Annotated in this window: 20 protein-coding genes; 4 read left to right on the top strand and 16 right to left on the bottom strand. The window is 58.5% G+C overall.

The window, feature by feature from the left end; all coding sequences use genetic code 11:
* Window positions 1-15: 15 nt before the first annotated feature.
* On the top strand, window positions 16-612 hold the full coding sequence (locus USG84_RS10940; RefSeq protein ID WP_151412618.1) for a 5-formyltetrahydrofolate cyclo-ligase: 597 nt from the start codon (window positions 16-18) through the stop codon (window positions 610-612).
* Between the two features lie 97 nt (window positions 613-709).
* On the opposite strand, the gene serA is transcribed toward USG84_RS10940, so the two are convergent.
* On the bottom strand, window positions 710-1,942 hold the full coding sequence (gene serA / locus USG84_RS10935; RefSeq protein ID WP_041908347.1) for a phosphoglycerate dehydrogenase: 1,233 nt from the start codon (window positions 1,940-1,942) through the stop codon (window positions 710-712).
* A 266-nt stretch (window positions 1,943-2,208) separates the two neighbouring features.
* Window positions 2,209-2,868 (bottom strand): ribose-5-phosphate isomerase RpiA, encoded by a 660-nt coding sequence (gene rpiA, locus USG84_RS10930; protein ID WP_022649322.1) that lies wholly within the window; start codon window positions 2,866-2,868, stop codon window positions 2,209-2,211.
* A gap of 127 nt (window positions 2,869-2,995) precedes the next feature.
* On the opposite strand from rpiA, the gene argP reads away from it, so the two are divergent.
* The gene (gene argP / locus USG84_RS10925; protein WP_003860089.1) at window positions 2,996-3,889 is read left to right on the top strand and encodes a DNA-binding transcriptional regulator ArgP; all 894 of its coding nucleotides are present in this window, start codon (window positions 2,996-2,998) and stop codon (window positions 3,887-3,889) included.
* Between the two features lie 48 nt (window positions 3,890-3,937).
* Here the strand turns inward: argP and USG84_RS10920 are convergent, their stop codons facing one another.
* The 7 genes from USG84_RS10920 to tkt form a co-directional block, all read right to left on the bottom strand.
* Window positions 3,938-4,678, bottom strand: coding sequence for an oxidative stress defense protein (locus tag USG84_RS10920; RefSeq protein ID WP_253543260.1), 741 nt, complete (start codon window positions 4,676-4,678; stop codon window positions 3,938-3,940).
* A gap of 92 nt (window positions 4,679-4,770) precedes the next feature.
* Window positions 4,771-5,406, bottom strand: coding sequence for an arginine exporter ArgO (argO, locus tag USG84_RS10915; RefSeq protein WP_151412620.1), 636 nt, complete (start codon window positions 5,404-5,406; stop codon window positions 4,771-4,773).
* 145 nt (window positions 5,407-5,551) lie between these two features.
* The gene (gene mscS, locus USG84_RS10910) at window positions 5,552-6,406 is read right to left on the bottom strand and encodes a small-conductance mechanosensitive channel MscS (protein WP_151412621.1); all 855 of its coding nucleotides are present in this window, start codon (window positions 6,404-6,406) and stop codon (window positions 5,552-5,554) included.
* Between the two features lie 186 nt (window positions 6,407-6,592).
* The gene (gene fbaA, locus USG84_RS10905; RefSeq protein ID WP_061097137.1) at window positions 6,593-7,672 is read right to left on the bottom strand and encodes a class II fructose-bisphosphate aldolase; all 1,080 of its coding nucleotides are present in this window, start codon (window positions 7,670-7,672) and stop codon (window positions 6,593-6,595) included.
* 92 nt (window positions 7,673-7,764) lie between these two features.
* A complete protein-coding gene (gene pgk, locus USG84_RS10900) occupies window positions 7,765-8,928 on the bottom strand; it encodes a phosphoglycerate kinase (protein WP_023309116.1) in 1,164 nt (387 codons plus the stop codon).
* Window positions 8,929-8,977: 49 nt separating this feature from the next.
* Window positions 8,978-9,997, bottom strand: coding sequence for an erythrose-4-phosphate dehydrogenase (epd, locus tag USG84_RS10895; protein ID WP_061097136.1), 1,020 nt, complete (start codon window positions 9,995-9,997; stop codon window positions 8,978-8,980).
* A gap of 337 nt (window positions 9,998-10,334) precedes the next feature.
* Window positions 10,335-12,326, bottom strand: coding sequence for a transketolase (gene tkt / locus USG84_RS10890; protein WP_151412622.1), 1,992 nt, complete (start codon window positions 12,324-12,326; stop codon window positions 10,335-10,337).
* 271 nt (window positions 12,327-12,597) lie between these two features.
* On the opposite strand from tkt, the gene USG84_RS10885 reads away from it, so the two are divergent.
* Both USG84_RS10885 and USG84_RS10880 read left to right on the top strand, forming a co-directional pair.
* Window positions 12,598-13,356 (top strand): M48 family metallopeptidase, encoded by a 759-nt coding sequence (locus tag USG84_RS10885; protein WP_028014340.1) that lies wholly within the window; start codon window positions 12,598-12,600, stop codon window positions 13,354-13,356.
* Window positions 13,357-13,566: 210 nt separating this feature from the next.
* Window positions 13,567-14,835: an OprD family outer membrane porin gene (locus USG84_RS10880; RefSeq protein ID WP_151412623.1), complete on the top strand. Its 1,269-nt coding sequence runs from the start codon at window positions 13,567-13,569 to the stop codon at window positions 14,833-14,835.
* Between the two features lie 94 nt (window positions 14,836-14,929).
* Here USG84_RS10880 and USG84_RS10875 read toward each other — a convergent pair whose 3' ends face one another.
* The 7 genes from USG84_RS10875 to USG84_RS10845 are packed head-to-tail and all read right to left on the bottom strand — an operon-like array spanning window position 14,930 to window position 22,198.
* Window positions 14,930-16,570, bottom strand: coding sequence for a thiamine pyrophosphate-binding protein (locus USG84_RS10875; RefSeq protein ID WP_253543262.1), 1,641 nt, complete (start codon window positions 16,568-16,570; stop codon window positions 14,930-14,932).
* Between the two features lie 13 nt (window positions 16,571-16,583).
* The gene (locus USG84_RS10870; protein WP_253543263.1) at window positions 16,584-18,053 is read right to left on the bottom strand and encodes an aldehyde dehydrogenase; all 1,470 of its coding nucleotides are present in this window, start codon (window positions 18,051-18,053) and stop codon (window positions 16,584-16,586) included.
* A gap of 9 nt (window positions 18,054-18,062) precedes the next feature.
* The gene (locus USG84_RS10865; protein WP_061097131.1) at window positions 18,063-18,833 is read right to left on the bottom strand and encodes an aspartate dehydrogenase; all 771 of its coding nucleotides are present in this window, start codon (window positions 18,831-18,833) and stop codon (window positions 18,063-18,065) included.
* A gap of 9 nt (window positions 18,834-18,842) precedes the next feature.
* Window positions 18,843-19,637, bottom strand: coding sequence for an SDR family oxidoreductase (locus USG84_RS10860; protein WP_151412624.1), 795 nt, complete (start codon window positions 19,635-19,637; stop codon window positions 18,843-18,845).
* On the bottom strand, window positions 19,621-20,391 hold the full coding sequence (locus USG84_RS10855; protein WP_253543264.1) for an alpha/beta fold hydrolase: 771 nt from the start codon (window positions 20,389-20,391) through the stop codon (window positions 19,621-19,623). The genes USG84_RS10860 and USG84_RS10855 overlap by 17 nt, the downstream gene beginning before the upstream one ends.
* A gap of 9 nt (window positions 20,392-20,400) precedes the next feature.
* Complete coding sequence (locus USG84_RS10850) at window positions 20,401-20,931, bottom strand: cupin domain-containing protein (RefSeq protein WP_112791640.1); 531 nt, start codon at window positions 20,929-20,931, stop codon at window positions 20,401-20,403.
* Window positions 20,932-20,941: 10 nt separating this feature from the next.
* On the bottom strand, window positions 20,942-22,198 hold the full coding sequence (locus USG84_RS10845) for an MFS transporter (RefSeq protein WP_253543265.1): 1,257 nt from the start codon (window positions 22,196-22,198) through the stop codon (window positions 20,942-20,944).
* Window positions 22,199-22,211: the final 13 nt, after the last annotated feature.

Below are 22,211 nucleotides of genomic sequence, written 5' to 3'. Positions count from 1 at the left end.
CTTCTACCCACTACCATGACTCAATTCCCTGAAGTTACTGCCTCACGCCAGGATATTCGTCAGCTCATTCGCCAGCGTCGTCGCGCACTTACGTCCGAACAACAAGCATACTTTGCGCAGCAGGCCGCCGCCCGCATGATGGCGTATCCGCCTGTGGTGATGGCCAACACGGTCGCTCTGTTCCTGTCGTTTGATGGCGAGCTGGATACCCAACCGCTTATCGACCAGCTCTGGCGCGCCGGAAAGAAGGTTTACCTGCCGGTACTGCATCCGTTTAGCCAGGGTAATTTGCTGTTTCTGCACTACCACCCGCACAGCGAACTGGTGGTAAATCGTCTGAAAATTACCGAACCGAAACTCGACGTGCGCGACGTATTACCGCTTTCCGAGCTGGACGTGCTGATTACGCCGCTGGTGGCGTTTGATGAACAGGGTCAGCGTTTAGGCATGGGCGGGGGATTTTATGACAGAACCCTGCAAAACTGGCAGCAGTACGGGCTGCAGCCGGTCGGCTATGCGCATGATTGCCAGGCTGTAGAAGCCTTGCCGGTGGAGAAATGGGATGTGCCGCTGCCGGCGGTGGTGACGCCCGGCAAAATCTGGGTCTGGTAGAAAAAAGCCGGGTGGCGCTTACGCTTACCCGGCTTACAAAACCTCAACGTAGGTCGGGTAAGGCGCAGCCGCCACCCGACACCACAGACCGCACGTATCAGTACAGCAGACGCGCGCGAATTGTCCCCGGTATGGCCTTCATGCTCTGCAGCGCTTTCTCGGCAACATCTTCATCGGCTTCAATATCAATAACCACATAACCCATCTGCGAGTTGGTTTGCAGGTACTGGGCGGCAATGTTCACGCTCTGCTCGGCAAAGATCTGGTTGATGGCGGTCAGCACGCCAGGACGGTTTTCGTGGATATGCAGCAGACGACGACCGCCGTGCAGCGGCAGAGAGACTTCCGGGAAGTTCACCGCAGAGAGCGTTGAACCGTTGTCGGAATATTTGCTCAGCTTACCCGCCACTTCCAGGCCGATATTCTCCTGCGCTTCCTGAGTAGAACCGCCGATGTGCGGCGTCAGGATCACGTTGTCGAATTCGCACAGCGGAGAGTTAAACGGATCGCTGTTGGTGGCCGGTTCCGTCGGGAACACGTCGATGGCCGCCCCCGCCAGATGCTTACGCTTCAGGGCATCGCACAGCGCAGGGATATCGACCACCGTACCGCGCGCGGCGTTGATCAGCAGAGAGCCCGGCTTCATCAGCGCCAGCTCTTCCGCGCCCATCATGTTTTTGGTGGAGGCGTTTTCCGGCACGTGCAGGCTGACTACGTCGCTCATGTTCAGCAGGTCAGAAAGATGCTGTACCTGCGTCGCGTTACCCAGCGGCAGCTTGCTTTCGATATCGTAAAAGTAGACGTGCATCCCCAGCGACTCCGCGAGGATCCCCAGTTGGGTACCAATGTGGCCGTAGCCGATGATGCCCAGCTTTTTACCACGGGCTTCGTATGAGCCCGCGGCCAGTTTGTTCCACACGCCGCGGTGCGCTTTGGCGTTAGCTTCCGGGATACCGCGCAGCAGCAGCAGCAGTTCGCCAATTACCAGCTCCGCCACGGAACGGGTGTTGGAGAACGGGGCGTTAAAGACCGGGATACCGCGTTTTGCGGCAGCGTTCAGGTCGACCTGGTTGGTGCCGATGCAGAAGCAGCCAATAGCAACCAGCTTTTCTGCCGCGGCAATCACGTCTTCAGTCAGGTGGGTACGGGATCGCAGGCCAATGAAGTGGGCATCACGGATGGCGGCTTTCAGCTCTTCCGTGTCCAGCGCGCCTTTGTGAAATTCGATGTTGGTGTAACCCGCCGCACGAAGGCTATCAAGCGCTTTCTGGTGCACGCCCTCGACCAGCAGGAATTTAATCTTGTCTTTCTCCAGTGATACCTTTGCCATTTCCCCGACCCTGTTTTTATCTGAACTGATGTTGTGCTGGATTGAAATCCGCTGTAGCCAACATATCAAAAAAAACTATTGCAGCAATATGAACGTTTGCGTCGGCACTCTGAAGAAAAGTCATACAGGGCAAAATGACAGAGTAAAATGCTGAGGAAATTTACAAACGTGGCAGGATCGGCAAAAGAGGCGGAAAAGCGTGACACAAGTCACCAAATTTAGCTTTTCAAAAATTTTTTAGCGGGGGGAGCACTCCCCCCGTCAGATCATTTTACGATGGTTTTCACACCGTCAGCCGTACCGATCAGCGCCACGTCCGCGCCGCGGTTGGCAAATAACCCTACGGTGACGACGCCAGGAATGCCGTTGATAGCGTTTTCCAGGGCAATCGCGTCGAGAATCTCCAGACCGTGAACGTCGAGGATGACGTTACCGTTGTCGGTGACCACGCCCTGACGGTATTCCGGACGGCCGCCTAGCTTCACCAGCTGACGGGCAACCGCACTGCGCGCCATTGGGATCACTTCAACCGGCAGCGGGAAACTACCCAGAATGTCGACCTGCTTGGAGGCATCCGCGATGCAGATGAACTTGTCCGCCACGGAGGCGATGATCTTTTCGCGGGTCAGCGCCGCGCCGCCGCCTTTGATCATCTGCATATGGCCGTTGATTTCATCCGCGCCATCAACGTAAATGCCCAGACGATCCACTTCGTTGAGATCGAAAACGGTAATGCCGAGGCTTTTCAGCTTTTCCGTGGACGCATCGGAGCTGGAAACCGCGCCCTCGATCTGCCCCTTCATCGTGCCCAGTGCATCGATAAAGTGCGCCGCCGTTGACCCCGTACCAACACCGACAATGGTCCCTGGCTGTACGTACTGGAGAGCGGCCCATCCTACTGCTTTTTTCAGTTCATCCTGCGTCATGATCGTTTTGCCTGTGGTGTGAAAACTCAGGGCGCATTATAGAACACGTCGAATGGATTTCGTCTGCCAGGAAGGGAAAATTGTGTCATAGTGCAGATTAAGCAAAATTTAGGAGCCAGCCAGAGCAATGAAACGTCCGGACTACAGAACACTACAGGCACTTGATGCAGTTATTCGTGAACGCGGCTTTGAGCGCGCAGCGCAAAAGCTGTGTATCACCCAGTCCGCCGTATCACAGCGTATCAAACAGCTTGAAAACATGTTCGGGCAGCCGCTGCTGGTGCGTACCGTGCCGCCGCGCCCAACGGAGCAAGGGCAAAAACTTCTCGCCCTGCTGCGTCAGGTTGAGCTGCTGGAAGACGAGTGGCTGGGTGACGAACAAACGGGTTCCACGCCGCTGCTGCTCTCGCTGGCGGTCAACGCCGACAGTCTGGCGACCTGGCTGCTGCCGGCCCTTGCGCCAGTGCTGGCCGACTCCCCTATCCGCCTGAATCTGCAGGTTGAAGATGAAACCCGCACCCAGGAGCGCCTGCGTCGCGGCGAAGTGGTTGGGGCGGTCAGTATCCAGCCTCAGGCGCTGCCAAGCTGTCTTGTCGATCAGCTGGGCGCGCTCGACTACCTGTTTGTCGGTTCAAAAGCCTTTGCGGAGCGCTACTTCCCGAATGGCGTCACCCGCGCCGCGCTGCTGAAAGCGCCTGCCGTGGCGTTCGACCATCTGGACGATATGCACCAGGCGTTTTTGCAGCAAAACTTTGACCTGCCGCCGGGCAGCGTGCCGTGTCATATCGTCAACTCGTCAGAAGCCTTTGTGCAGCTGGCGCGTCAGGGCACCACCTGCTGCATGATCCCGCACCTGCAAATTGAGAAAGAGTTGAAAAGCGGTGAGCTAATTGACCTAACGCCGGGGCTCTATCAGCGCCGGATGCTTTACTGGCACCGCTTTGCGCCGGAAAGCCGCATGATGCGCAACGTCACGGATGCGCTGCTGGCGTTTGGGCATAAGGTGTTGAGACAGGATTAATCGCTTGAATTCCCTCTCCCTGTGGGAGAGGGTTAGGGTGAGGGCAAATTACTGCGCCTTAGCCGCCTCAGTTTGCTGAGTTTGAGTTGGCTCCAGTTGGAACACCACATCCACCTGATCGTCGAACTGAATGGTCGGCTGCTCGTAAGTTTCCTGAGCAGAAACCGGCGCGGCGTCCGCCTTCATCATCCGCACCATCGGGCTTGGCTGGTAGTTAGAGACGTGGTAACGCACGCTGTATACCGGGCCAAGCTTGCTCTTAAAGCCAGACGCCAGCTGTTCCGCCTGATGAATGGCATCATCAATCGCCGCTTTACGCGCTTCGTCTTTGTATTTCTCCGGTTGCGCAACGCCCAGCGACACCGAACGGATTTCGTTCAGGCCGGCCTTCAGCGCGCCGTCCAGCAGGGAATTCAGCTTGTCCAACTGACGCACGGTCACTTCCACGGCGCGCACGGCGCGATAGCCTTTCAGAATGCTTTTGCCGTTCTGGTAGTCGTAATCCGGCTGGGTACGAAGGTTAGCAGAGCTGATGTCTTTTTTAGCGACACCGTTCTGCTCCAGGAAGGAGAGGTATTGCGCAACACGATCGTCCGCCTGTTTCTTGGCGGAAGCGGCATCTTTCGCCGCCACGTTCACTTCAATCGCCAGGGTTGCAACATCCGGTACCGCATCGACGCTTGCGGTGCCTGACGTGACGATGTGCGGGCCTTCCGGCAGTTCACTTGCCTGCACCGACACCGCACCGAAACTTACTAATGCCGCCAGGGCCATCACTTTAAACTTCACTGTCATTCCTCCATGTTGCGAAGAGTGCCCCAACAACAGGGCGCATGCCAGCAAGCTTAGCGGGTCTTGTTCAGTTGTCCATAAGACAACGCTTAGTTGAGCAATCCCTGTACATGATGAATGCCCTCTTTCGCCAGCTGGAAAGCGATAAACCACATCACCAGACCGACCAGCGTATTGATGATGCGCTGCGCTTTGGCAGTCCGCAGCCGCGGAGCCAGCCACGCCGCCAGGATCGCCAGGCCGAAGAACCAGAGGAAAGAGGCGCTGACCGTGCCGAGCGCAAACCAGCGTTTTGGCTCAACGTCCAGCTGTCCGCCCAGGCTGCCCAGCACCACGAAGGTATCGAGGTAAACGTGCGGATTTAGCCAGGTGACCGCCAGCATGGTGACGATAATCTTCCAGCGGCCCTGCTTCATCACTTCAGCGCTTGCCAGCTCAACGTTGCTGCTCATCGCCGTTTTCAGGGCACCGAATCCGTACCACAGCAGAAACGCCACGCCGCCCCAGGTCACCAGCGCCAGCAGCCAGGGTGACTGCATCAGCAGCGCGCTGCCGCCAAAAATGCCGGCGCAAATCAGCAGCAGATCGCTCACCGCGCACAGCAGGGCAATCATCAGATGATACTGGCGGCGAATGCCCTGATTCATGACGAACGCATTTTGCGGGCCGAGGGGGAGGATCATGGCCGCACCTAAGGCAAGCCCTTGAAAGTAATACGATAACATGACGAAATTCTCACAGTATTGTTCTGAAGGTTGACTATACTGCGCGAATCACATTAGCGGAAATGGATAATATTAATTGGGTATTAGCATGACTAATAACAAAAAAGCCCGGTGGCGCTAGCGCTTACCGGGCCTGCAGGTAAAGTTATTCTGCTTCTTTGACTTTTTTAACGTTTACGTCCATCTGCGGGTAAGGGAAGCTGATGCCGTTGGCGTCGAAGTCGCGCTTGATGCGCTCCAGCACGTCCCAGTATACGTTTTGCAGATCGCTGCTTTTGCTCCAGATACGCACCACGAAGTTAATAGAGGAAGCGCCCAGCTCGTTCAGGCGAACCGTCTGCTCTCTGTCTTTCAGAATGCGGTCGTCAGAGGCGATGATATTCGCGATCAGCGACTTCACCCGATCGATATCGGAGTCATACGCCACGCTGATAATCAGCTCGTTACGGCGAACCGGCTCGCGGGAGAAGTTAATGATGTTGCCCGCGATGATTTTCCCGTTCGGCACCACCACGATGCGGCCATCGACGGTACGCAGGGTGGTAGAGAAAATCTGCACCTGCAACACGGTACCGGCGATGCCGCCAAGGTCAACATATTCACCGGAACGGAACGGACGGAAGGTCACCAGCAGCACGCCTGCCGCCAGGTTTGAAAGCGAGCCCTGCAATGCCAGACCAATAGCCAGACCTGCAGCACCAAGTACGGCAATAACGGATGCCGTCTGTACGCCCACACGACCCAGCGCCGCAATCAGCGTAAAGGCAATGATGCCGTAACGTACCAGCGCGGAGAGAAAATCAGCCACCGTGGCGTCGATGTGTCGCGCGACCATCACACGGTTGACGGCGTTCGACACGATGCGCGCCACGATCATACCCACGATGATGATGGCAATTGCCGCAACGATGTTCACCGCATAGCTCAGGAGCAGCGCCTGGTTACGCACCAGCCAGTTACCGGCGTGATTGATGCTGTCTACAACATCGAGTTGTTCCATTTATTCTTCCTTTTGTTAAACCAAAACACTAAATCTATCCCTCAGAGAGACAGGCAGGTCAGTAAAGGGTAAACAAAAAGCGCAAGTTTTGCCAAACAGATCACAAAAGCAGATGTTGCAGCATGTTGAAAACGCATAAAAAAAGGCCCGCATTTGCGGGCCTTCTGATGCTGTTAGCAGCTCAAATTACAGAACGTCGATCGCGTTCAGTTCTTTGAATGCCTGCTCCAGACGGGTCACCATGGACGTCTGCGCTGCGCGCAGCCATACGCGTGGATCGTAGTATTTCTTGTTCGGCTGGTCTTCGCCTTTCGGGTTGCCCAGCTGGCCCTGCAGGTAAGCTTCGTTGGTTTTGTAGTACTGCAGGATACCGTCCCAGGTTGCCCACTGGGTGTCGGTATCGATGTTCATTTTCACTACGCCGTAGCTTACGGAGTCTTTGATTTCCTGAGCAGAAGAACCGGAACCGCCGTGGAAGACGAAGTTCAGGCTGTTGTGCGGCAGGTTGTGTTTCTTGGAAACGTATTCCTGAGAATCACGCAGGATAGTTGGCGTCAGAACCACGTTACCTGGTTTGTAAACGCCGTGTACGTTACCGAAGGACGCAGCGATGGTGAAGCGTGGGCTGATTTTGCTCAGCTCGGTGTAAGCGTAATCAACGTCTTCTGGCTGGGTGTACAGGGCAGAAGCGTCCATGTGGCTGTTGTCTACGCCGTCTTCTTCACCGCCGGTGCAGCCCAGTTCAATTTCCAGGGTCATGTCCATTTTGGCCATGCGCGCCAGGTATTTAGAGCAGATTTCGATGTTTTCGTGCAGTGACTCTTCAGACAGGTCAATCATGTGAGAAGAGAACAGTGGCTTACCGGTAGCCGCGAAGTGTTTTTCACCCGCGTCCAGCAGACCGTCGATCCACGGCAGCAGTTTCTTCGCGCAGTGGTCAGTGTGCAGGATAACCGGAACACCGTAGTGCTCAGCCATCTGGTGAACGTGGTGCGCACCAGAGATAGCGCCCAGGATTGCAGCACCCTGAGGAATGTCAGTTTTCACGCCTTTACCTGCGATGAACGCAGCGCCGCCGTTAGAGAACTGAACGATAACTGGCGCTTTAACTTTAGCAGCAGTTTCCAGTACGGCGTTGATGGAGTCGGTACCTACGCAGTTAACTGCTGGCAGAGCGAAGTTGTTTTCTTTAGCTACCTGGAACACTTTCTGTACGTCATCACCAGTGATCACGCCAGGTTTTACGAAATCAAAAATTTTAGACATGTTGCTTAGTCCTGTATCTTCGGCCGTTAGAAAAGGTGCGAGCTCTTAAAAGCGCGCTGAAAATTGGGCAGGTTTCCCTGCCCTTGAATGGCTTACTTCTTAGCGCGCTCTTCGAGCATTGCTACTGCTGGCAGTACTTTGCCTTCCACGAACTCGAGGAATGCGCCGCCACCAGTGGAGATGTAGGAGATCTTGTCAGCGATACCGAACAGGTCGATTGCTGCCAGGGTGTCACCACCGCCTGCGATAGAGAACGCTTCGCTGTCTGCAATAGCGTTAGCAACGATTTCAGTCCCTTTGCGGAAGTTCGGGAATTCGAACACGCCGACAGGACCGTTCCACAGGATAGTTTTTGCGTTTTTCAGGATTTCAGCCAGTTTCTGTGCAGAAACGTCGCCCAGGTCCAGGATCTGCTCTTCATCTTTGATGTCGTTAACAGATTTCAGGGTCGCGGTAGCGGTTTCGGAGAACTCGGTCGCCACGCGAACGTCAGTTGGAACCGGGATATCACAGGTGCCCAGCAGGCGTTTGGCTTCGTCAACCAGGTCTGCTTCGTACAGGGATTTACCCACGTTGTGGCCCTGAGCGGCAACGAAGGTGTTCGCAATACCACCACCGACGATCAGCTGGTCAGCGATTTTAGACAGGGAATCCAGAACGGTCAGTTTGGTAGACACTTTAGAACCACCAACGATAGCAACCATTGGGCGAGCAGGTTCTTTCAGCGCTTTACCCAGTGCTTCCAGTTCGTCAGCCAGCAGAGGCCCCGCACACGCAACGTCGGCGAATTTACCGATACCGTGGGTAGACGCCTGCGCACGGTGCGCCGTACCGAACGCATCCATTACGAATACGTCGCACAGCGCAGCGTATTTTTTGGACAGGGTTTCGTCGTCTTTCTTCTCGCCTTTGTTGAAGCGAACGTTTTCCAGAACCACCAGCTCACCGGCGGCAACTTCAACGCCGTCCAGGTAGTCTTTCACCAGGCGAACCGGGTTGGACAGTTTGTCTTTCAGGTAATTAACAACTGGCAGCAGAGAGAACTCTTCGTTGTACTCGCCTTCGGTTGGACGGCCCAGGTGGGAGGTGACCATCACTTTAGCGCCCTGCTTCAGAGCCAGCTCGATGGTTGGCAGAGATGCACGGATACGCGCGTCGCTGGTCACTTTGCCATCTTTAACCGGTACGTTCAGATCGGCACGGATGAAAACGCGTTTACCAGCCAGATCCAGATCGGTCATCTTAATTACAGACATGGTGAATCCTCTCGTTGATTCTTAAAGTTTTGCAGACGCACGATGCGCCTTACCTGAAACCTTGAGCGGCCATTGCTAACGTGGTGTCGAGCATTCGGTTAGCAAAGCCCCATTCGTTATCACACCAGACCAGCGTCTTGATAAGGTGTGCGCCACTGACTCGCGTCTGCGTGCCATCGACGATGGCGCTGTGCGGGTCGTGGTTAAAATCTACTGAGACCAACGGTAATTCCGTATAGTCAACTATACCATGAAATGCTCCCTGTGCCGCTTTTTGCAGCAACAGGTTGACTTCACAGGCTTTTACCGGTTTTTTCACCGTCACGCTGAGGTCAATTGCCGTCACGTTAATTGTCGGAACACGCACGGCAATCGCTTCAAAACGGTCATTAAACTGCGGGAAAATTCGGGTGATCCCCGCAGCCAGTTTCGTGTCCACCGGGATGATTGACTGGCTCGCCGCGCGAGTGCGTCGTAAATCCGGGTGATAGGCGTCGATAACCTGCTGATCGTGCATGGCGGAGTGAATCGTGGTCACGGTGCCGGATTCAATGCCGTACGCATCGTCTAACAGTTTGATGACCGGAATAATGCAGTTGGTGGTGCAGGAGGCGTTGGAAACGATGAGGTGTTCAGCCTTCAGCTCATGCTGGTTGACGCCAAACACGACGGTCGCGTCGAGATCGTTACTGCCGGGATGAGAAAACAGGACTTTTTTTGCGCCAGCTGCCAGATGCGCTTCGCCGTGTTCGCGGTTACCGTAAACACCGGTGCAGTCGAGCACCACATCCACGCCCAGTTCACGCCAGGGCAGCCCTGCAATACTGCTCTCATGCAGCACGCGAATCGCATCGTCACCGACAAACAGCTGCTCTCTTTCCTGACGAACGTCCCAGGCAAAGCGGCCGTGGCTGGTGTCATATTTCAACAAATGCGCCATGCCCGCAGCATCCGCCAGTTCATTGATTGCCACCACGGTGATTTCCGCACGACGCCCGGATTCATATAAAGCACGAACCACGTTGCGCCCGATGCGACCGAAGCCATTAATCGCTACGCGTACGGTCATAGATCTCCTGCAAAGCTATCCCTGAGTTTGAGGTGGCTGAAAGAGTAATCCAGCTACGCCCGAAGGGGAATCTTTGCTATCACAAACTGCGATTGATTGGTCAATTGTCGAACATTTAATCGACTGAAACGCTTCAGCAAGAATAAGCGAATCGAGGAATAAAAGGAATGTCTGTCCAGATGAATAAGCGAGCTATATGACTTGCGTCACATTTTGGGTGGAATAATGCCTACAAAAAAGCCGGGTGGCGCGCTAGCGCTTACCCGGCCTGCTTTATACGCCCTCTCCCCATGGGAGAGGGCCGGCGTGAGGGCATCAGCCCGCACCGGACAAACAATTACAGCAGTTCTTTCGCCTTAGCGACAACGTTCTCAACGGTGAAGCCGAACTCTTCGAACAGCTGTTCTGCCGGAGCAGACTCACCGAAGGTGGTCATACCGACGATAGCGCCGTTCAGACCCACGTATTTGAACCAGTAGTCAGCGATACCCGCTTCCACCGCCACGCGAGCGGAAACCGCTTTAGGCAGTACGGATTCGCGGTAAGCCGCATCCTGCTTGTCGAACGCATCGGTAGACGGCATGGAGACCACGCGCGCCTTCACGCCTTCGGCAGTCAGTTTTTCCCATGCTGCTACGGCCAGTTCAACTTCAGAACCGGTCGCGATGAAGATCAGCTCAGGCTGGCCCGCGCAATCTTTCAGCACGTAACCACCGCGCGCGATGTTAGCCAGCTGCTCTGGGGTACGCTCCTGCTGCGCCAGATTCTGACGGGAGAGGATCAGCGCGGTTGGGCCATCCTGACGCTCAACGCCGTATTTCCACGCCACCGCGGATTCAACCTGGTCACATGGACGCCATGTGCTCATGTTCGGGGTCACGCGCAGGGAAGCCACCTGCTCTACCGGCTGGTGAGTTGGACCATCTTCGCCCAGACCGATGGAGTCGTGGGTGTAGACCATCACCTGACGCTGTTTCATCAGCGCGGCCATACGCACGGCGTTACGCGCATACTCTACGAACATCAGGAAGGTAGAGGTGTACGGCAGGAAACCACCGTGCAGGGAGATACCGTTCGCGATAGCGGTCATACCGAACTCACGTACACCGTAATGGATGTAGTTACCGGCAGTGTCTTCGTTGATTGGCTTAGAACCAGACCACAGGGTCAGGTTAGATGGTGCCAGGTCAGCGGAGCCGCCCAGGAATTCTGGCAGCAGCGGACCAAACGCTTCGATCGCATTCTGAGACGCTTTACGGCTGGCGATTTTAGACGGGTTCGCCTGCAGCTTCGCGATGAACTCGCTCGCTTTCGCGTCGAAGTCAGACGGCATATCGCCTTTCATACGACGAGTGAATTCAGCCGCTTCCTGTGGGAACGCTTTCGCATAGGCAGCGAACTTCTCGTTCCAGGCCGCTTCTTTCGCCTGGCCCACTTCTTTTGCATCCCACTGAGCGTAGATTTCAGACGGGATTTCGAAGGCAGGGTATTTCCAGCCCAGCGCTTCGCGAGTCAGCGCGATTTCCGCGTCGCCCAGCGGTGCGCCGTGGGAGTCATGGGTGCCCGCTTTGTTCGGAGAACCGAAGCCGATGATGGTTTTGCACATCAGCAGGGACGGTTTGTCGGTCACTGCACGCGCTTCTTCTACTGCACGTTTAATCGAGTCAGCATCGTGGCCATCAACGCCACGCACAACGTGCCAGCCGTAGGCTTCGAAACGCGCGGCGGTGTCGTCAGTGAACCAGCCTTCAACGTGACCGTCGATGGAGATACCGTTGTCGTCATAGAACGCAACCAGTTTGCCCAGCTTAAGGGTACCGGCCAGGGAGCACACTTCGTGAGAAATGCCTTCCATCATGCAGCCGTCGCCCAGAAACGCGTAAGTGAAGTGGTCAACGATGTCGTGGCCAGGACGGTTGAACTGCGCCGCCAGGGTCTTCTCGGCAATCGCCATACCCACAGCGTTAGCAATACCCTGACCCAGCGGGCCGGTGGTGGTTTCTACGCCAGCGGTGTAGCCCACTTCCGGGTGACCTGGAGTTTTGGAGTGCAGCTGACGGAAGTTTTTCAGCTCTTCGATAGGCAGATCGTAGCCGGTGAGGTGCAGCAGGCTGTAGATCAGCATAGAGCCGTGGCCGTTAGACAGCACGAAACGGTCGCGGTCAGCCCATGCCGGGTTCTGAGGGTTGTGGTTAAGGAAATCACGCCACAGGACTTCGGCGATATCAGCCATACCCATAGGGGCACCCGGGTGGCCGGATTTGGCTTTCTGTACTGCGTCCATGCTCAGCGCACGAATAGCATTAGCAAGCTCTTTACGTGAGGACATTTTAACTCCAGATCGGACTGTTAAAGGCCATGCCCTTGACGACAGCGCGTTTTGGGCTACGCCGGAAAAAAGTGCCAACAATGTAACCCAAGCCGCAGGGCATGTACATGGACCATTCTTTTGCAGCTTAAGAAATCTCTGGATCATGCTCGCATGTTGCGCAATCTGCTCGCCCGCGCCTGTAGATATTCCTTATACTTATCCCGCCCCGGCTTCGTTGCGGGTGCACTTTTCGGATTTTATTCAGATTAACGAGTACGGAAGCAACCTCATGAAAATGCGTGCAATAGTGCTGGCCCTGGGTACAACGCTCGTGCTGAGCGGCTGTCAGAATATGGACTCTAACGGTCTGATGACCTCAGGCGCAGAAGCCTTTCAGGCCTACTCCCTGAGCGACGCGCAGGTTAAAGCGCTGAGCGATCAGGCCTGTAAAGATATGGACGGAAAAGCCACGCTTGCGCCGGCTGACAGTACCTACACACAGCGTCTGAATAAGATTGCTTCCGCGCTCGGCGATAACATCAACGGCCAGCCGGTGAACTACAAGGTTTACATGGCGAAAGACGTCAACGCCTTCGCGATGGCCAACGGCTGTATCCGCGTCTACAGCGGGCTGATGGACATGATGACCGACAATGAAGTGGAAGCGGTGATCGGCCATGAAATGGGCCACGTTGCGCTCGGCCACGTGAAAAAAGGGATGCAGGTTGCCTTAGGCACCAACGCCATTCGTGCGGCGGCGGCCTCTGCGGGCGGTATCGTTGGCAGCCTGTCACAGTCGCAGCTTGGTGATGTAGGCGAAAAGCTGGTTAACTCCCAGTTCTCGCAGCGTCAGGAGTCCGAAGCGGACGACTACTCCTACGATCTGTTGCGCAAACGCGGTATTAATCCATCCGGTTTAGCCACCAGCTTCGAAAAGCTGGCAAAACTGGAAGCGGGTCGCCAGAGCTCCATGTTTGACGATCACCCGGCTTCAGAAGCGCGCGCGCAGCATATTCGCGACCGAATGGCCGCAGACGGAATTAAATAATATTGGCAGGAGGCATTTATGCCTCCTTTTTATTTCGCATGAATTGCTAACTAAATCGCACGTATCGGTAACACCTCTGAAAGCCCCGTCAAATCTACCCTTTCCGGCTGAAACGTCTGGTCACATATTGATTGCAATCGTTAACCTTTCCGGTAATTATCAAACGCGCAGTAATTCAATTTAATATATTAAGACAGAGACGTTCCCTCCGTGAAAAAAGAATTATCGTTAATTGCTTTAAGTTTATTCGCCGCATTACCCGCCGCTGCAAGCCAGCAATCTGACAGCAAGGGTTTTATCGACGACAGCCATTTAGACCTGTTTTTACGCAATGCGTATATCAGCCGTGACTACCATCAGGGCCAGCAGGATAAAGCCGAATGGGGCCAGGGCATCATCGCCACCTTTGAATCCGGCTATACCGAAGGGCTGGTGGGCTTTGGCGTGGACGGCATCGCGCAGTACGGCGTGCGCCTGGACGGCGGTCGCGGCAAGAGCGGCGCGGGCGGTATCGACTTCTTTAAACAGGAAGACGATGGCCGGGCCAAATCCGATTTAGCGAAATTTGGCGCTACCGCCAAAATGCGGATCTCGAATACCGTGCTGAGCTACGGTAACCAGCGTCCTGAACTGCCTATTGTTAACGCCGACAGCTCCCGACTGCTGTTTGAAAGCTACACCGGTGCCATGCTGACCTCGAAAGAGATCGACGGCCTGGAAGTGAACGCCGGTTACTTCACCGACGAGCAGCGTAAAAGCGACGACCGCCACGACAGCGGCCTGAAAAGCCTGACCTTCGGTGGCGCAAGCTACCAGTTCAACGACCAGTTCAGCGGCGCGCTGTACGCCTCTCATAACGAAGAGGTGATGAACAAACAGTACCTGGGGCTGAATTACAAACAGCCGTTCAGCACCGGGCAGCAGCTGGTGCTCGACTTTAACGGCTATAACTCACGTCTGGATCAGAGCTACGCGGACAGCCTCGACACGGGCCGCAGCAACACTATCTGGAGCCTGGCGGCGAGCTACATCTGGGATATTCACACGTTCAAAGTAGCGTACCAGCAGAGCAGCGGCAGCACCGGCTACAACTACGGCGGCTATCGCGATCAGGGCGGCGTAGGTGATGGCGGCAACACCATCTTGCTGGCGAACTCCTACTGGTCTGATTTCAACGGTGAAGACGAGCGCTCATGGCAGGCGTCGTACGGCCTGGACTTCGGCGGACTCGGCCTGCCGGGCCTGAGCTGGACCACCGCCTACGTGCGCGGCGACAACATTAAGACGTCTGAAACCAGCAACGGCAAAGAGCATGAATGGTTTAACCAGATCCAGTACCAGGTGCAGGACGGCCCGGCGAAAGATCTGAAGCTGAAGCTGCGCTACTCCGTGCTGCGCGTCTCCAGCAACGCCAGCGAGTACAACGTGGGCGGGGACGAGATCCGCGCTTACGTGGAATACCCGTTTAACGTGTTCTGATTTTCCCCCTCACCCGCTCCCCAAAGGGGAGAGGGGATTGTATACACCCTCTCCTCTTTGGGGAGAGGGCTGGGGTGAGGGGAAACCTCACACCTCAGTAAAGCGTCTTCTGCGGCGGCCCGGCAAACTTCAGCGCGCCAATCTGCCCCATCCGAACCTCCACCACCGACGGCCCCGGCATTGCCAGCGCTTCCGTCATCACGGCTTCAAAATCCTCTGCCCGCTCAACGCTCCACGCCTGCAGGCCAATTGCCTGTGCCAGCAGGGTAAAGTCCGGCGTATGCAGTTCGTTATAGTACTGACGCCCGCCGAAGTACTTATCCTGAATACCGCGCATCACGCCGTAGCCGCCGTCGTTCATGATCAGCAGCGTCACGTTAGCTTTCTCCTGCGCCAGCGTCGCCAGCTCGCCTAAATTCAGGCTCAGGCCACCGTCGCCCACCAGCCCCACCACCTTACGCTGCGGGTTGGCAATCGCGGTACCAATCGCCATTGGCAGCCCCATGCCAATCGCCCCGGCAAGAGAGTGAATGTTCATCAGCGGACCGTTAGCGCGAAGCAGACGACTGCCCCACAGGCTGCCGGAAACGGTGATATCGCGCACCAGCAGACCGTCCTGCGGCAGGGCTTTCTCGATGGCGTCGTTAAGCTTCGCATAGGCGCCGCACTGTTCGCGCAGCTCCTGCTCTGCTTCGGAAACCGCCTGCTGCACCTGCGTATCCCACTGCGCGTCCCCCCATTCCCGGCCCTGAGATTTCTCGGCCAGCGCGGGAAGCAACGCGGAGCAGTCGGCTATCAGCGTGTTATCCATCAGGTAATTGCGGCTCGCCGCCGCCGGGTCGATATCAATCTGGACGCGCGGAGAGGGCAGCGCCAGCGTCCAGGAGCGGGTTTCGTTGCTGCGCAGGCGTGAACCGGCGACCAGCGTAAAGTCACACTGCGCGATAAGCGCCTCCACCGACGGCGAGTTGTGGAACGCCCGCAGGCTGGCGCGATGGCTGTCCGGCAGCACGCCGCGCGCGTGGGTGCTTGAGATCACCGTCACGCCCGCATCCGCCAGCGTTTTAACGGCGTCAGCGCTTCCCAGCGCCCCGCCGCCCAGCCACAGCAGCGGCCGTTTCGCCTGCCTGAGCTGCGCCCACAACGCATCCACCATCGCGGGATCCACGGCTGCAGCCGAAGCCGGTTTCACCGGTGAGGTCACCAGCGACAGCGGAATTTTAGCCCCCTGAATATCAATCGGGATCTCCACTGATACCGGCCCGCACGGCGGCGTCTGCGCTTCCTGAATCGCTTTATGCAGAATCGCTATCGCCTGGCTGGCGTTGCCGATCCGATAAGCCCGCTTTGAGCTGGCCTTCAGGAAGGTCAGCTGGTCGCGGGTTTCGTGGATAAACCCGGTGTCGGCATCCAGCCACGCTTTCTCCACCTGTCCGGTTAAATGCAGCAGCGGCGTGCAGGCGTTCATCGCCTCCACCAGCGCGCCGACCGCGTTGCCCGCACCCGCGCCGGTGCTGGTTAGCGCCACGCCGAGGCCGGAAAAACGCCCGTGGGCGTCGGCCATGGTGACGGATCCCGCCTCACCGCGCGCGGGCACGAAGCGAATGTTGCCGCGCTGCCCCACCGCGTCCGCGATCGGAAGGTTGTGAATGGAGATGACGCCGTAGATGGCCTCAACCTGATACTGCTCAAGCGTTCTGGCGATGGCGTCGCCGACGGTTATCATTTCGCTCATTGCTCACCCTTTCTCAGTCGCACCAGTGGTTGACGCTATTACCCGTCGCCAGATAAATGCTCTTTTGCTGCATCCAGGCTTTCAGCCCCTGAATGCCCTTTTCGCGGCCCAGACCGCTCTCTTTAAAGCCCCCGAACGGGGTCGAAATCGCAAAAACTTTGTAGGTGTTGATCCACACCGTGCCCGCCTCCAGCTGCTCGCTCAGGCGCAGCGCGCGCCCGGTGTCGCGGGTCCAGATCCCTGCCGCCAGGCCGTAAACCGAGTCGTTCGCCTCGCGGATAAGCGTGGCTTCATCGCGAAACGGCATCGCCACCAGCACCGGGCCGAAAATCTCCTCCTGGCAGGCGCGGGCGCTGTTCGTCAGCCCTTCGATAATGGTCGGCTGGAAGAAGCTGCCGTTTGCCAGGTCTGGATCCGCCGGGATCTCCCCGCCGCACAGCACGCGGCCCCCTTCGCGCTTCGCCAGCTCGACGTATTCCTGCACGCTCTGGCGATGTTTCTCATTGATCAGCGGCCCAACGTGGACGCCCTCGGTGAAGGGGTGCCCCACGCGCAGCCCGCGAGTTAATTCCAGCAGCCGCGCCATCAGCGGCGCGTAGATGCTTTCGTGAATAAACAGCCGGGACCCGGCGATGCACGCCTGCCCTGCCGAACTGAAAATGCCGTAGCAGATCCCGCGCGCGGCCTGATCAACGTCGGCATCCTCCAGCACGATGGTCGGGGATTTTCCGCCCAGCTCCAGCGAGGCCGGGATCAGCTTTTCCGCCGCCACGTGCGCCAGATGGCGGCCGGTGGTGGTGCCGCCCGTAAACGAAATTTTCCGCACCTTCGGATGGCGCGCCAGCGCATCGCCAATCACCGAGCCTTTGCCCGGCAGGACGCTCAGCAGCCCGGCAGGTAGCCCGGCCTGTTCAAAAATCCGCGCCAGCTCCAGCGCCATCAGCGGCGTGGCTTCGGCGGGCTTTAGGATCGCTGCGTTACCCGCCGCAATGGCCGGCGCGACCTTCTGCATCTCGCTGGCAATCGGCGAGTTCCACGGCGTAATGGCGGCCACCACGCCGAGCGGCTCATAGCGGCTCAGGGTCAGCAAATCCGGCTGGCGCGGCGTCGGGAGCTCGCCTTCCAGCAGCTCGCAGGCGGCGGCAAAGTAGCGCGCCGTGCCCGCCGCGCTCATCACCAGCCCGCGCGCTTCCGCCAGCGGCTTGCCGTTATCGCGGCTCTGCATCTGCGCCAGTTCATCCACGCGGGATTCAATGAGATCCGCAACCTTGTGCAGGATCTTCGCCCGCATATGCGGCAGGCAGTTGCGCCACGCGGGATCGCGCCACGCCCGCTCGCCGGCCTCGATCGCGTCCTGCAGGTCGTCCAGACTTGCCGCATTCAGCGTCGCATTGATCGACCCGTCAGCCGGGAAATGGCTCTGCATCGTGTTACCGCCGCCGCGTCGCCACTGGCCGCCGATAAAAATCTTCAGATCGTCCATCGTCACTCCTCAGCTCAGCGCCAGTTCGCGGCAGGCGCGCACCGCGCTCAGTGCCGCAAGGGTGGAGGTTTTAGGATTAGACGCCAGCGGCAGCCCGCTCAGCTCCAGATGGAACTCGCCGAACAATCCTTCGACGTGCAGCGTGTGGGTATTGCGTTTCGTTGCCGGGTCGACCATCAGCTGCACGCGGGTGTCGTCCATCCCTACGCCGCCGAGCGCCACGGTTGCCGCCACGTTGGCGTTCGCCGGGAACAGGCGCGCCGCCTCGCGGGCGCTGCCTTCAAAGAAGACCTGCGCCTCTGAGACCGCGTTAAGATCGATAAGCTGCTCGGCGTAGCTGCCGCGCCAGCTGGCCGGGCTTTTGCGCGACTGATAGGTGACGCGCTCAAGCCCGCCCTCTTTCGCCGCCGCCAGCCCGTCAATGCCCGCAACCGCCCCGGAGAGCAGCGTCAGCCTGCCGCCCGCCGCGAGCAGGCACTGTTCCAGCGCGCTGTCCGCCAGCGCGCCGGTTGAAATAACGGCCAGATGCCAGCCGCGGCGCAGGATCGCTTCGCCATACTGCGCCACCGCCTGCTGGCTGGCGCACTCCAGCACCAGGTCGGGCGTTTGTGCGCAGTCTACCGGCGAGGTCAGCGCGATTACCGCATCACCAAGCTGCGCGCGAATGGCCGCGTGGTGGGCTTCACGCGCCACGATCCAGCCGATAGCCACGCCGGCGGGTAAACGTTCAATCACCGCCTGCGCCATGGCGCCAAACCCAATTAACATTACCTTTTTCATGATGCGTCCTTACAGATGGCGGCAGAAGCCGCCGGAAACGTCCAGCGCGGCGCCGGTGGTAAACGACGCCAGCGGCGAGGCGAGAAACAGCAGCGCCTGCGCGGGCTCCTGCGGCTTGCCGAGACGCGCCATCGGGATGCCGCGCCTGCGCGCGATATCCGCCGTCCACTCCGGCCAGCTCTGGCTTTTATCCGCCCGGTTTTCAAAGCGGCGCTGCCACTGGCCGGACTCCACCATGCCGAGCAAAATGGAGTTGACGCGAATGCCTTTGCCCACCAGCTCTTTCGAGAGCGTGAGCGTCATATTTAGCAGCGCGGCACGGGCAGCGGAGGTGGCGATCATGTGCTCCTCCGGCTGCAGCGCCAGCAGGGAGTTGACGCAGGTGATGGAGGCGATGTCGGACCGCTCCAGCAGAGGCTGAAACGCCTGAACAGGGTTGATCACCCCGAACAGTTTGAGTTCGGCTTCGTGCAGCCACGCCTCGCGCGGGGTGTCGTGGAAGTGCGCCACGTAGCCCTGCCCGGCGTTGTTGATCAGCATATCCGCCGCGCCGAAGCGAGCCTGAACGGCATCCGCGAAGGCCTGCACCTCGTCGGCGTTCAGCACGTCGCAGCGGTAAGAGAAAATCTCCCCGTTAGGGTATTCGTTTTGCAGCGTCGCGTGGGCGCTGGCGAGCCGGTCCGGGTCGCGGCCGCAGAAGGCCACTTTTGCCCCCTCGCCCAGCAGCAGGCGCAGCGTTTCAAAGCCAATGCCGGAAGAACCGCCTGTGACTACCGCTACGCGGCCGTCAATTTGTGCATTCATCGCGCACCTCTTCGTTAATGCGTAAAAGCTGTTGGTTAACAAACGCGTCGTTATCGAGATAGCTGGCGTGCCCGGCCTGCGGTATGGCGGTAAACGGCATGCGGTAGCGCAGCGCCAGCCCCTGCACCAGCTCGGGCTGCGTGATGGCGTCCTGCTCGCCGCACCAGACTTCAAACGCGCCTGAGTAACCTTTAAGCCAGCCGTGAATGTCGTCGTGCGCCAGCATCCACGCGGCGGCAAGGTAGCCCTCGGAACGCAGCGCGCGCATGCCCGCCGCGACGGTGGCGATATCTTCCGCGCGCGCGCCGGGGCGCAGCAGCTTCGCGGCGCGGGTCTGCGCGAGGATTTCACCGCCGAGCGCCATCTGCTGCTCGCGGCTGCGCCAGACCTGCTCCCGCTGTTCCGGGACTGCATTGCCGTAGCCCTGCGCGGCGTCCGCCAGCACCAGGTGCAGCACGCGCTGCGGATACTTCGCCGCAAAGGCGCTGGCCACCATCGCTCCCAGCGAATGGCCCACCAGAACCGCCTGCCAGACGCCCGCGCGGTCGAGCATCGCCGCCAGCGCGTCGGCGTAATCCCCCGCGTTTGCACGCTCAACCGCCAGCAGCGGGCTTTCGCCATAGCCGGGCATGTCCCACGCCAGCACGCGAAAGCCCTCCAGCGCCATCTGCTTGTGCCAGGAGGCCGCGCCGGAGCTGATGCCGTGCAGCAGCATCAGCGGAATACCGATTCCCTGTTCACGAAAACCCGTCATCGTGCCCCCTTAGTTCCGCTTCACTTTTGAGAGCGGATGATCGGAGGGATAGGTCGGGATTTCCGGCTTGTTGGTTCCCAGCATGACGCACATCAGCGCCTCTTCTTCCCCGTGGTTAAACAGGCCGCGATAGATCCCCGGCGGAACGGAGATCAGATCGCGCTCGCGCAGCACGGTTTCGGTGTAGTTGTCGCCGTCCTGGATCATCAGCGTGATCTGCCCTTTAAGCATGAAGAACACCTCTTCCACGTCGTCGTGCAGGTGCAGCGGCCCCTCGCACTTCGACGGCAGCACCATGGTGGAGAAGGTAAAGTGATCCGCCTGCACGGTGTTGGTGTCGTTCGCGACGCCCGTTGCGCCGGTGCCGATGTAGCGCATCTGCGCCCGGCGGTATTTCGGGTCAAAATCGGCCTGGAACTTCAGCGCGTTCCAGTCGTACTTGCGGCCTTCGAAGCGCGCGATGCGCGACTCGACCCACTCTTCCATCGTCAGGTGGTCAGGTTTGATGCCTGATGTGTTGGTTACGGTTGAATCAGTCATGACACTCTCCTCAGTAACGTCTCAGCAGCGGCAGTAACAGGACGCAGCCCACCGCCGCCATCACCGCCAGAAAAATCAGCCCGGAATCCATGCTGTGGGTGAAGGCGATAAGCGCGCCCATCACCGCCGGCGACAGCGCGCCCGCAAAGTTTCCCAGCCCGTTGAAAATGCCGCCCGCCGTGGCGCTCACCCGCGGATGGGTGGCCTTCGCCAGCAGGGCGAAAATGTTGGGTGCACCGGTGCCCCACATGAAGGTGCTGAAGCTCATCGCCGCGATGATGGTCAGCGGGGTGTCGAGGTGCATCACCGCCGCGAGACCTGCCGCCGCCCCGGCCATGGAGATAAAGCAGGCCGCCGCGCGCCTATCGACCCGGTCCGAAAGCCACGCGCCAATCACCTCGCCCGCCAGCATGGCGATGAACGGCATCGACGACAGCCAGCCCGCGTGTTCCAGATGAATGCCTTTGCCCTTGATGAGATAGCCCGGCAGCCAGCCGTTGATGCCCCAAAGGTAGGTCAGGAAGGCAATGTTAAAGATGCAGATGATCCAGAAGTGCGGGCTGACGAACAGCTCGCGGCGCGCGGCGCGGCGCTCGTCCTGAGACGCCTGCGAGGTGCCGGGTTTTGCCTCCAGACGGATCCCGCGCAGCCCGACGCGCACGAAAATCAGCACCGGCACGGTGAGCATCGCCATCACGAAAAAGGTGCTCTGCCAGCCGAAGGCGTTCAGCAGCCAGAGGGAGAGCGGGAAGCCAATCGCCGCGCCCACCGGCGTGCCCAGCAGCCACAGCATGGTGGCGCGCGCCTGCAGATGCTGCGGGAAATTGTGACGCACGATGGCGAAGGCCAGCGGGAACAGCGGCCCTTCCGCCACGCCCAGCAGGATGCGCAGCACGATCATCAGCGTGTAGTTATGGGTAAAGCCCATCGCCACCATCAGCACGCACCAGACGACCATCATTCCGGTGAGCAGGCGCAGCGGGGCGATTCTGTCGCCTAAGCCGCTTAAAAAGACTGACGAAAAGCCGTAGCTCAGCAGAAAGGCGCTCATCAGAATGCCGAGGCGCGTGGTGTCGAAATCAATGCCCATCGCCTGCTGGAAATGGCCGTCAGAAAACAGCGCCGCAATGCTGATTTTGTCGAAAAACGCCAGCAGCACGCAGGCCAGCAGCGACAGCGGGATGGCCCAGCGCACCGCTTTTTCAGGCGTGCGGGCTCCCTCACCGCTCGCCTCAGCGGGCGCGGTGTTGGTCTCTAATGTGGTCATGTCTCCCCCTACG

Origin of the sequence: Enterobacter sp. 168J2, from assembly GCF_034107265.1 — a bacterium.
GTDB lineage: Bacteria > Pseudomonadota > Gammaproteobacteria > Enterobacterales > Enterobacteriaceae > Enterobacter > Enterobacter nematophilus.
Note: the sequence above shows the minus strand (reverse complement) of the source record. Positions and strands in the feature narration are given on the sequence as shown.

What these genes read in the sequence shown, in the direction of transcription:
- tkt (WP_151412622.1), bottom strand. Translation starts at nt 12,326, where the DNA reads ATGTCCTCACGTAAAGAGCTTGCTAATGCTATTCGTGCGCTGAGCATG.
- USG84_RS10875 (WP_253543262.1), bottom strand. Translation starts at nt 16,570, where the DNA reads ATGAGCGAAATGATAACCGTCGGCGACGCCATCGCCAGAACGCTTGAG.
- USG84_RS10845 (WP_253543265.1), bottom strand. Translation starts at nt 22,198, where the DNA reads ATGACCACATTAGAGACCAACACCGCGCCCGCTGAGGCGAGCGGTGAG.
- pgk (WP_023309116.1), bottom strand. Translation starts at nt 8,928, where the DNA reads ATGTCTGTAATTAAGATGACCGATCTGGATCTGGCTGGTAAACGCGTT.
- USG84_RS10865 (WP_061097131.1), bottom strand. Translation starts at nt 18,833, where the DNA reads ATGAAAAAGGTAATGTTAATTGGGTTTGGCGCCATGGCGCAGGCGGTG.
- fbaA (WP_061097137.1), bottom strand. Translation starts at nt 7,672, where the DNA reads ATGTCTAAAATTTTTGATTTCGTAAAACCTGGCGTGATCACTGGTGAT.
- mscS (WP_151412621.1), bottom strand. Translation starts at nt 6,406, where the DNA reads ATGGAACAACTCGATGTTGTAGACAGCATCAATCACGCCGGTAACTGG.
- argP (WP_003860089.1), top strand. Translation starts at nt 2,996, where the DNA reads ATGAAACGTCCGGACTACAGAACACTACAGGCACTTGATGCAGTTATT.
- USG84_RS10850 (WP_112791640.1), bottom strand. Translation starts at nt 20,931, where the DNA reads ATGACTGATTCAACCGTAACCAACACATCAGGCATCAAACCTGACCAC.
- USG84_RS10860 (WP_151412624.1), bottom strand. Translation starts at nt 19,637, where the DNA reads ATGAATGCACAAATTGACGGCCGCGTAGCGGTAGTCACAGGCGGTTCT.
- USG84_RS10870 (WP_253543263.1), bottom strand. Translation starts at nt 18,053, where the DNA reads ATGGACGATCTGAAGATTTTTATCGGCGGCCAGTGGCGACGCGGCGGC.
- serA (WP_041908347.1), bottom strand. Translation starts at nt 1,942, where the DNA reads ATGGCAAAGGTATCACTGGAGAAAGACAAGATTAAATTCCTGCTGGTC.
- USG84_RS10885 (WP_028014340.1), top strand. Translation starts at nt 12,598, where the DNA reads ATGAAAATGCGTGCAATAGTGCTGGCCCTGGGTACAACGCTCGTGCTG.
- rpiA (WP_022649322.1), bottom strand. Translation starts at nt 2,868, where the DNA reads ATGACGCAGGATGAACTGAAAAAAGCAGTAGGATGGGCCGCTCTCCAG.
- epd (WP_061097136.1), bottom strand. Translation starts at nt 9,997, where the DNA reads ATGACCGTACGCGTAGCGATTAATGGCTTCGGTCGCATCGGGCGCAAC.
- USG84_RS10940 (WP_151412618.1), top strand. Translation starts at nt 16, where the DNA reads ATGACTCAATTCCCTGAAGTTACTGCCTCACGCCAGGATATTCGTCAG.
- USG84_RS10855 (WP_253543264.1), bottom strand. Translation starts at nt 20,391, where the DNA reads ATGACGGGTTTTCGTGAACAGGGAATCGGTATTCCGCTGATGCTGCTG.
- argO (WP_151412620.1), bottom strand. Translation starts at nt 5,406, where the DNA reads ATGTTATCGTATTACTTTCAAGGGCTTGCCTTAGGTGCGGCCATGATC.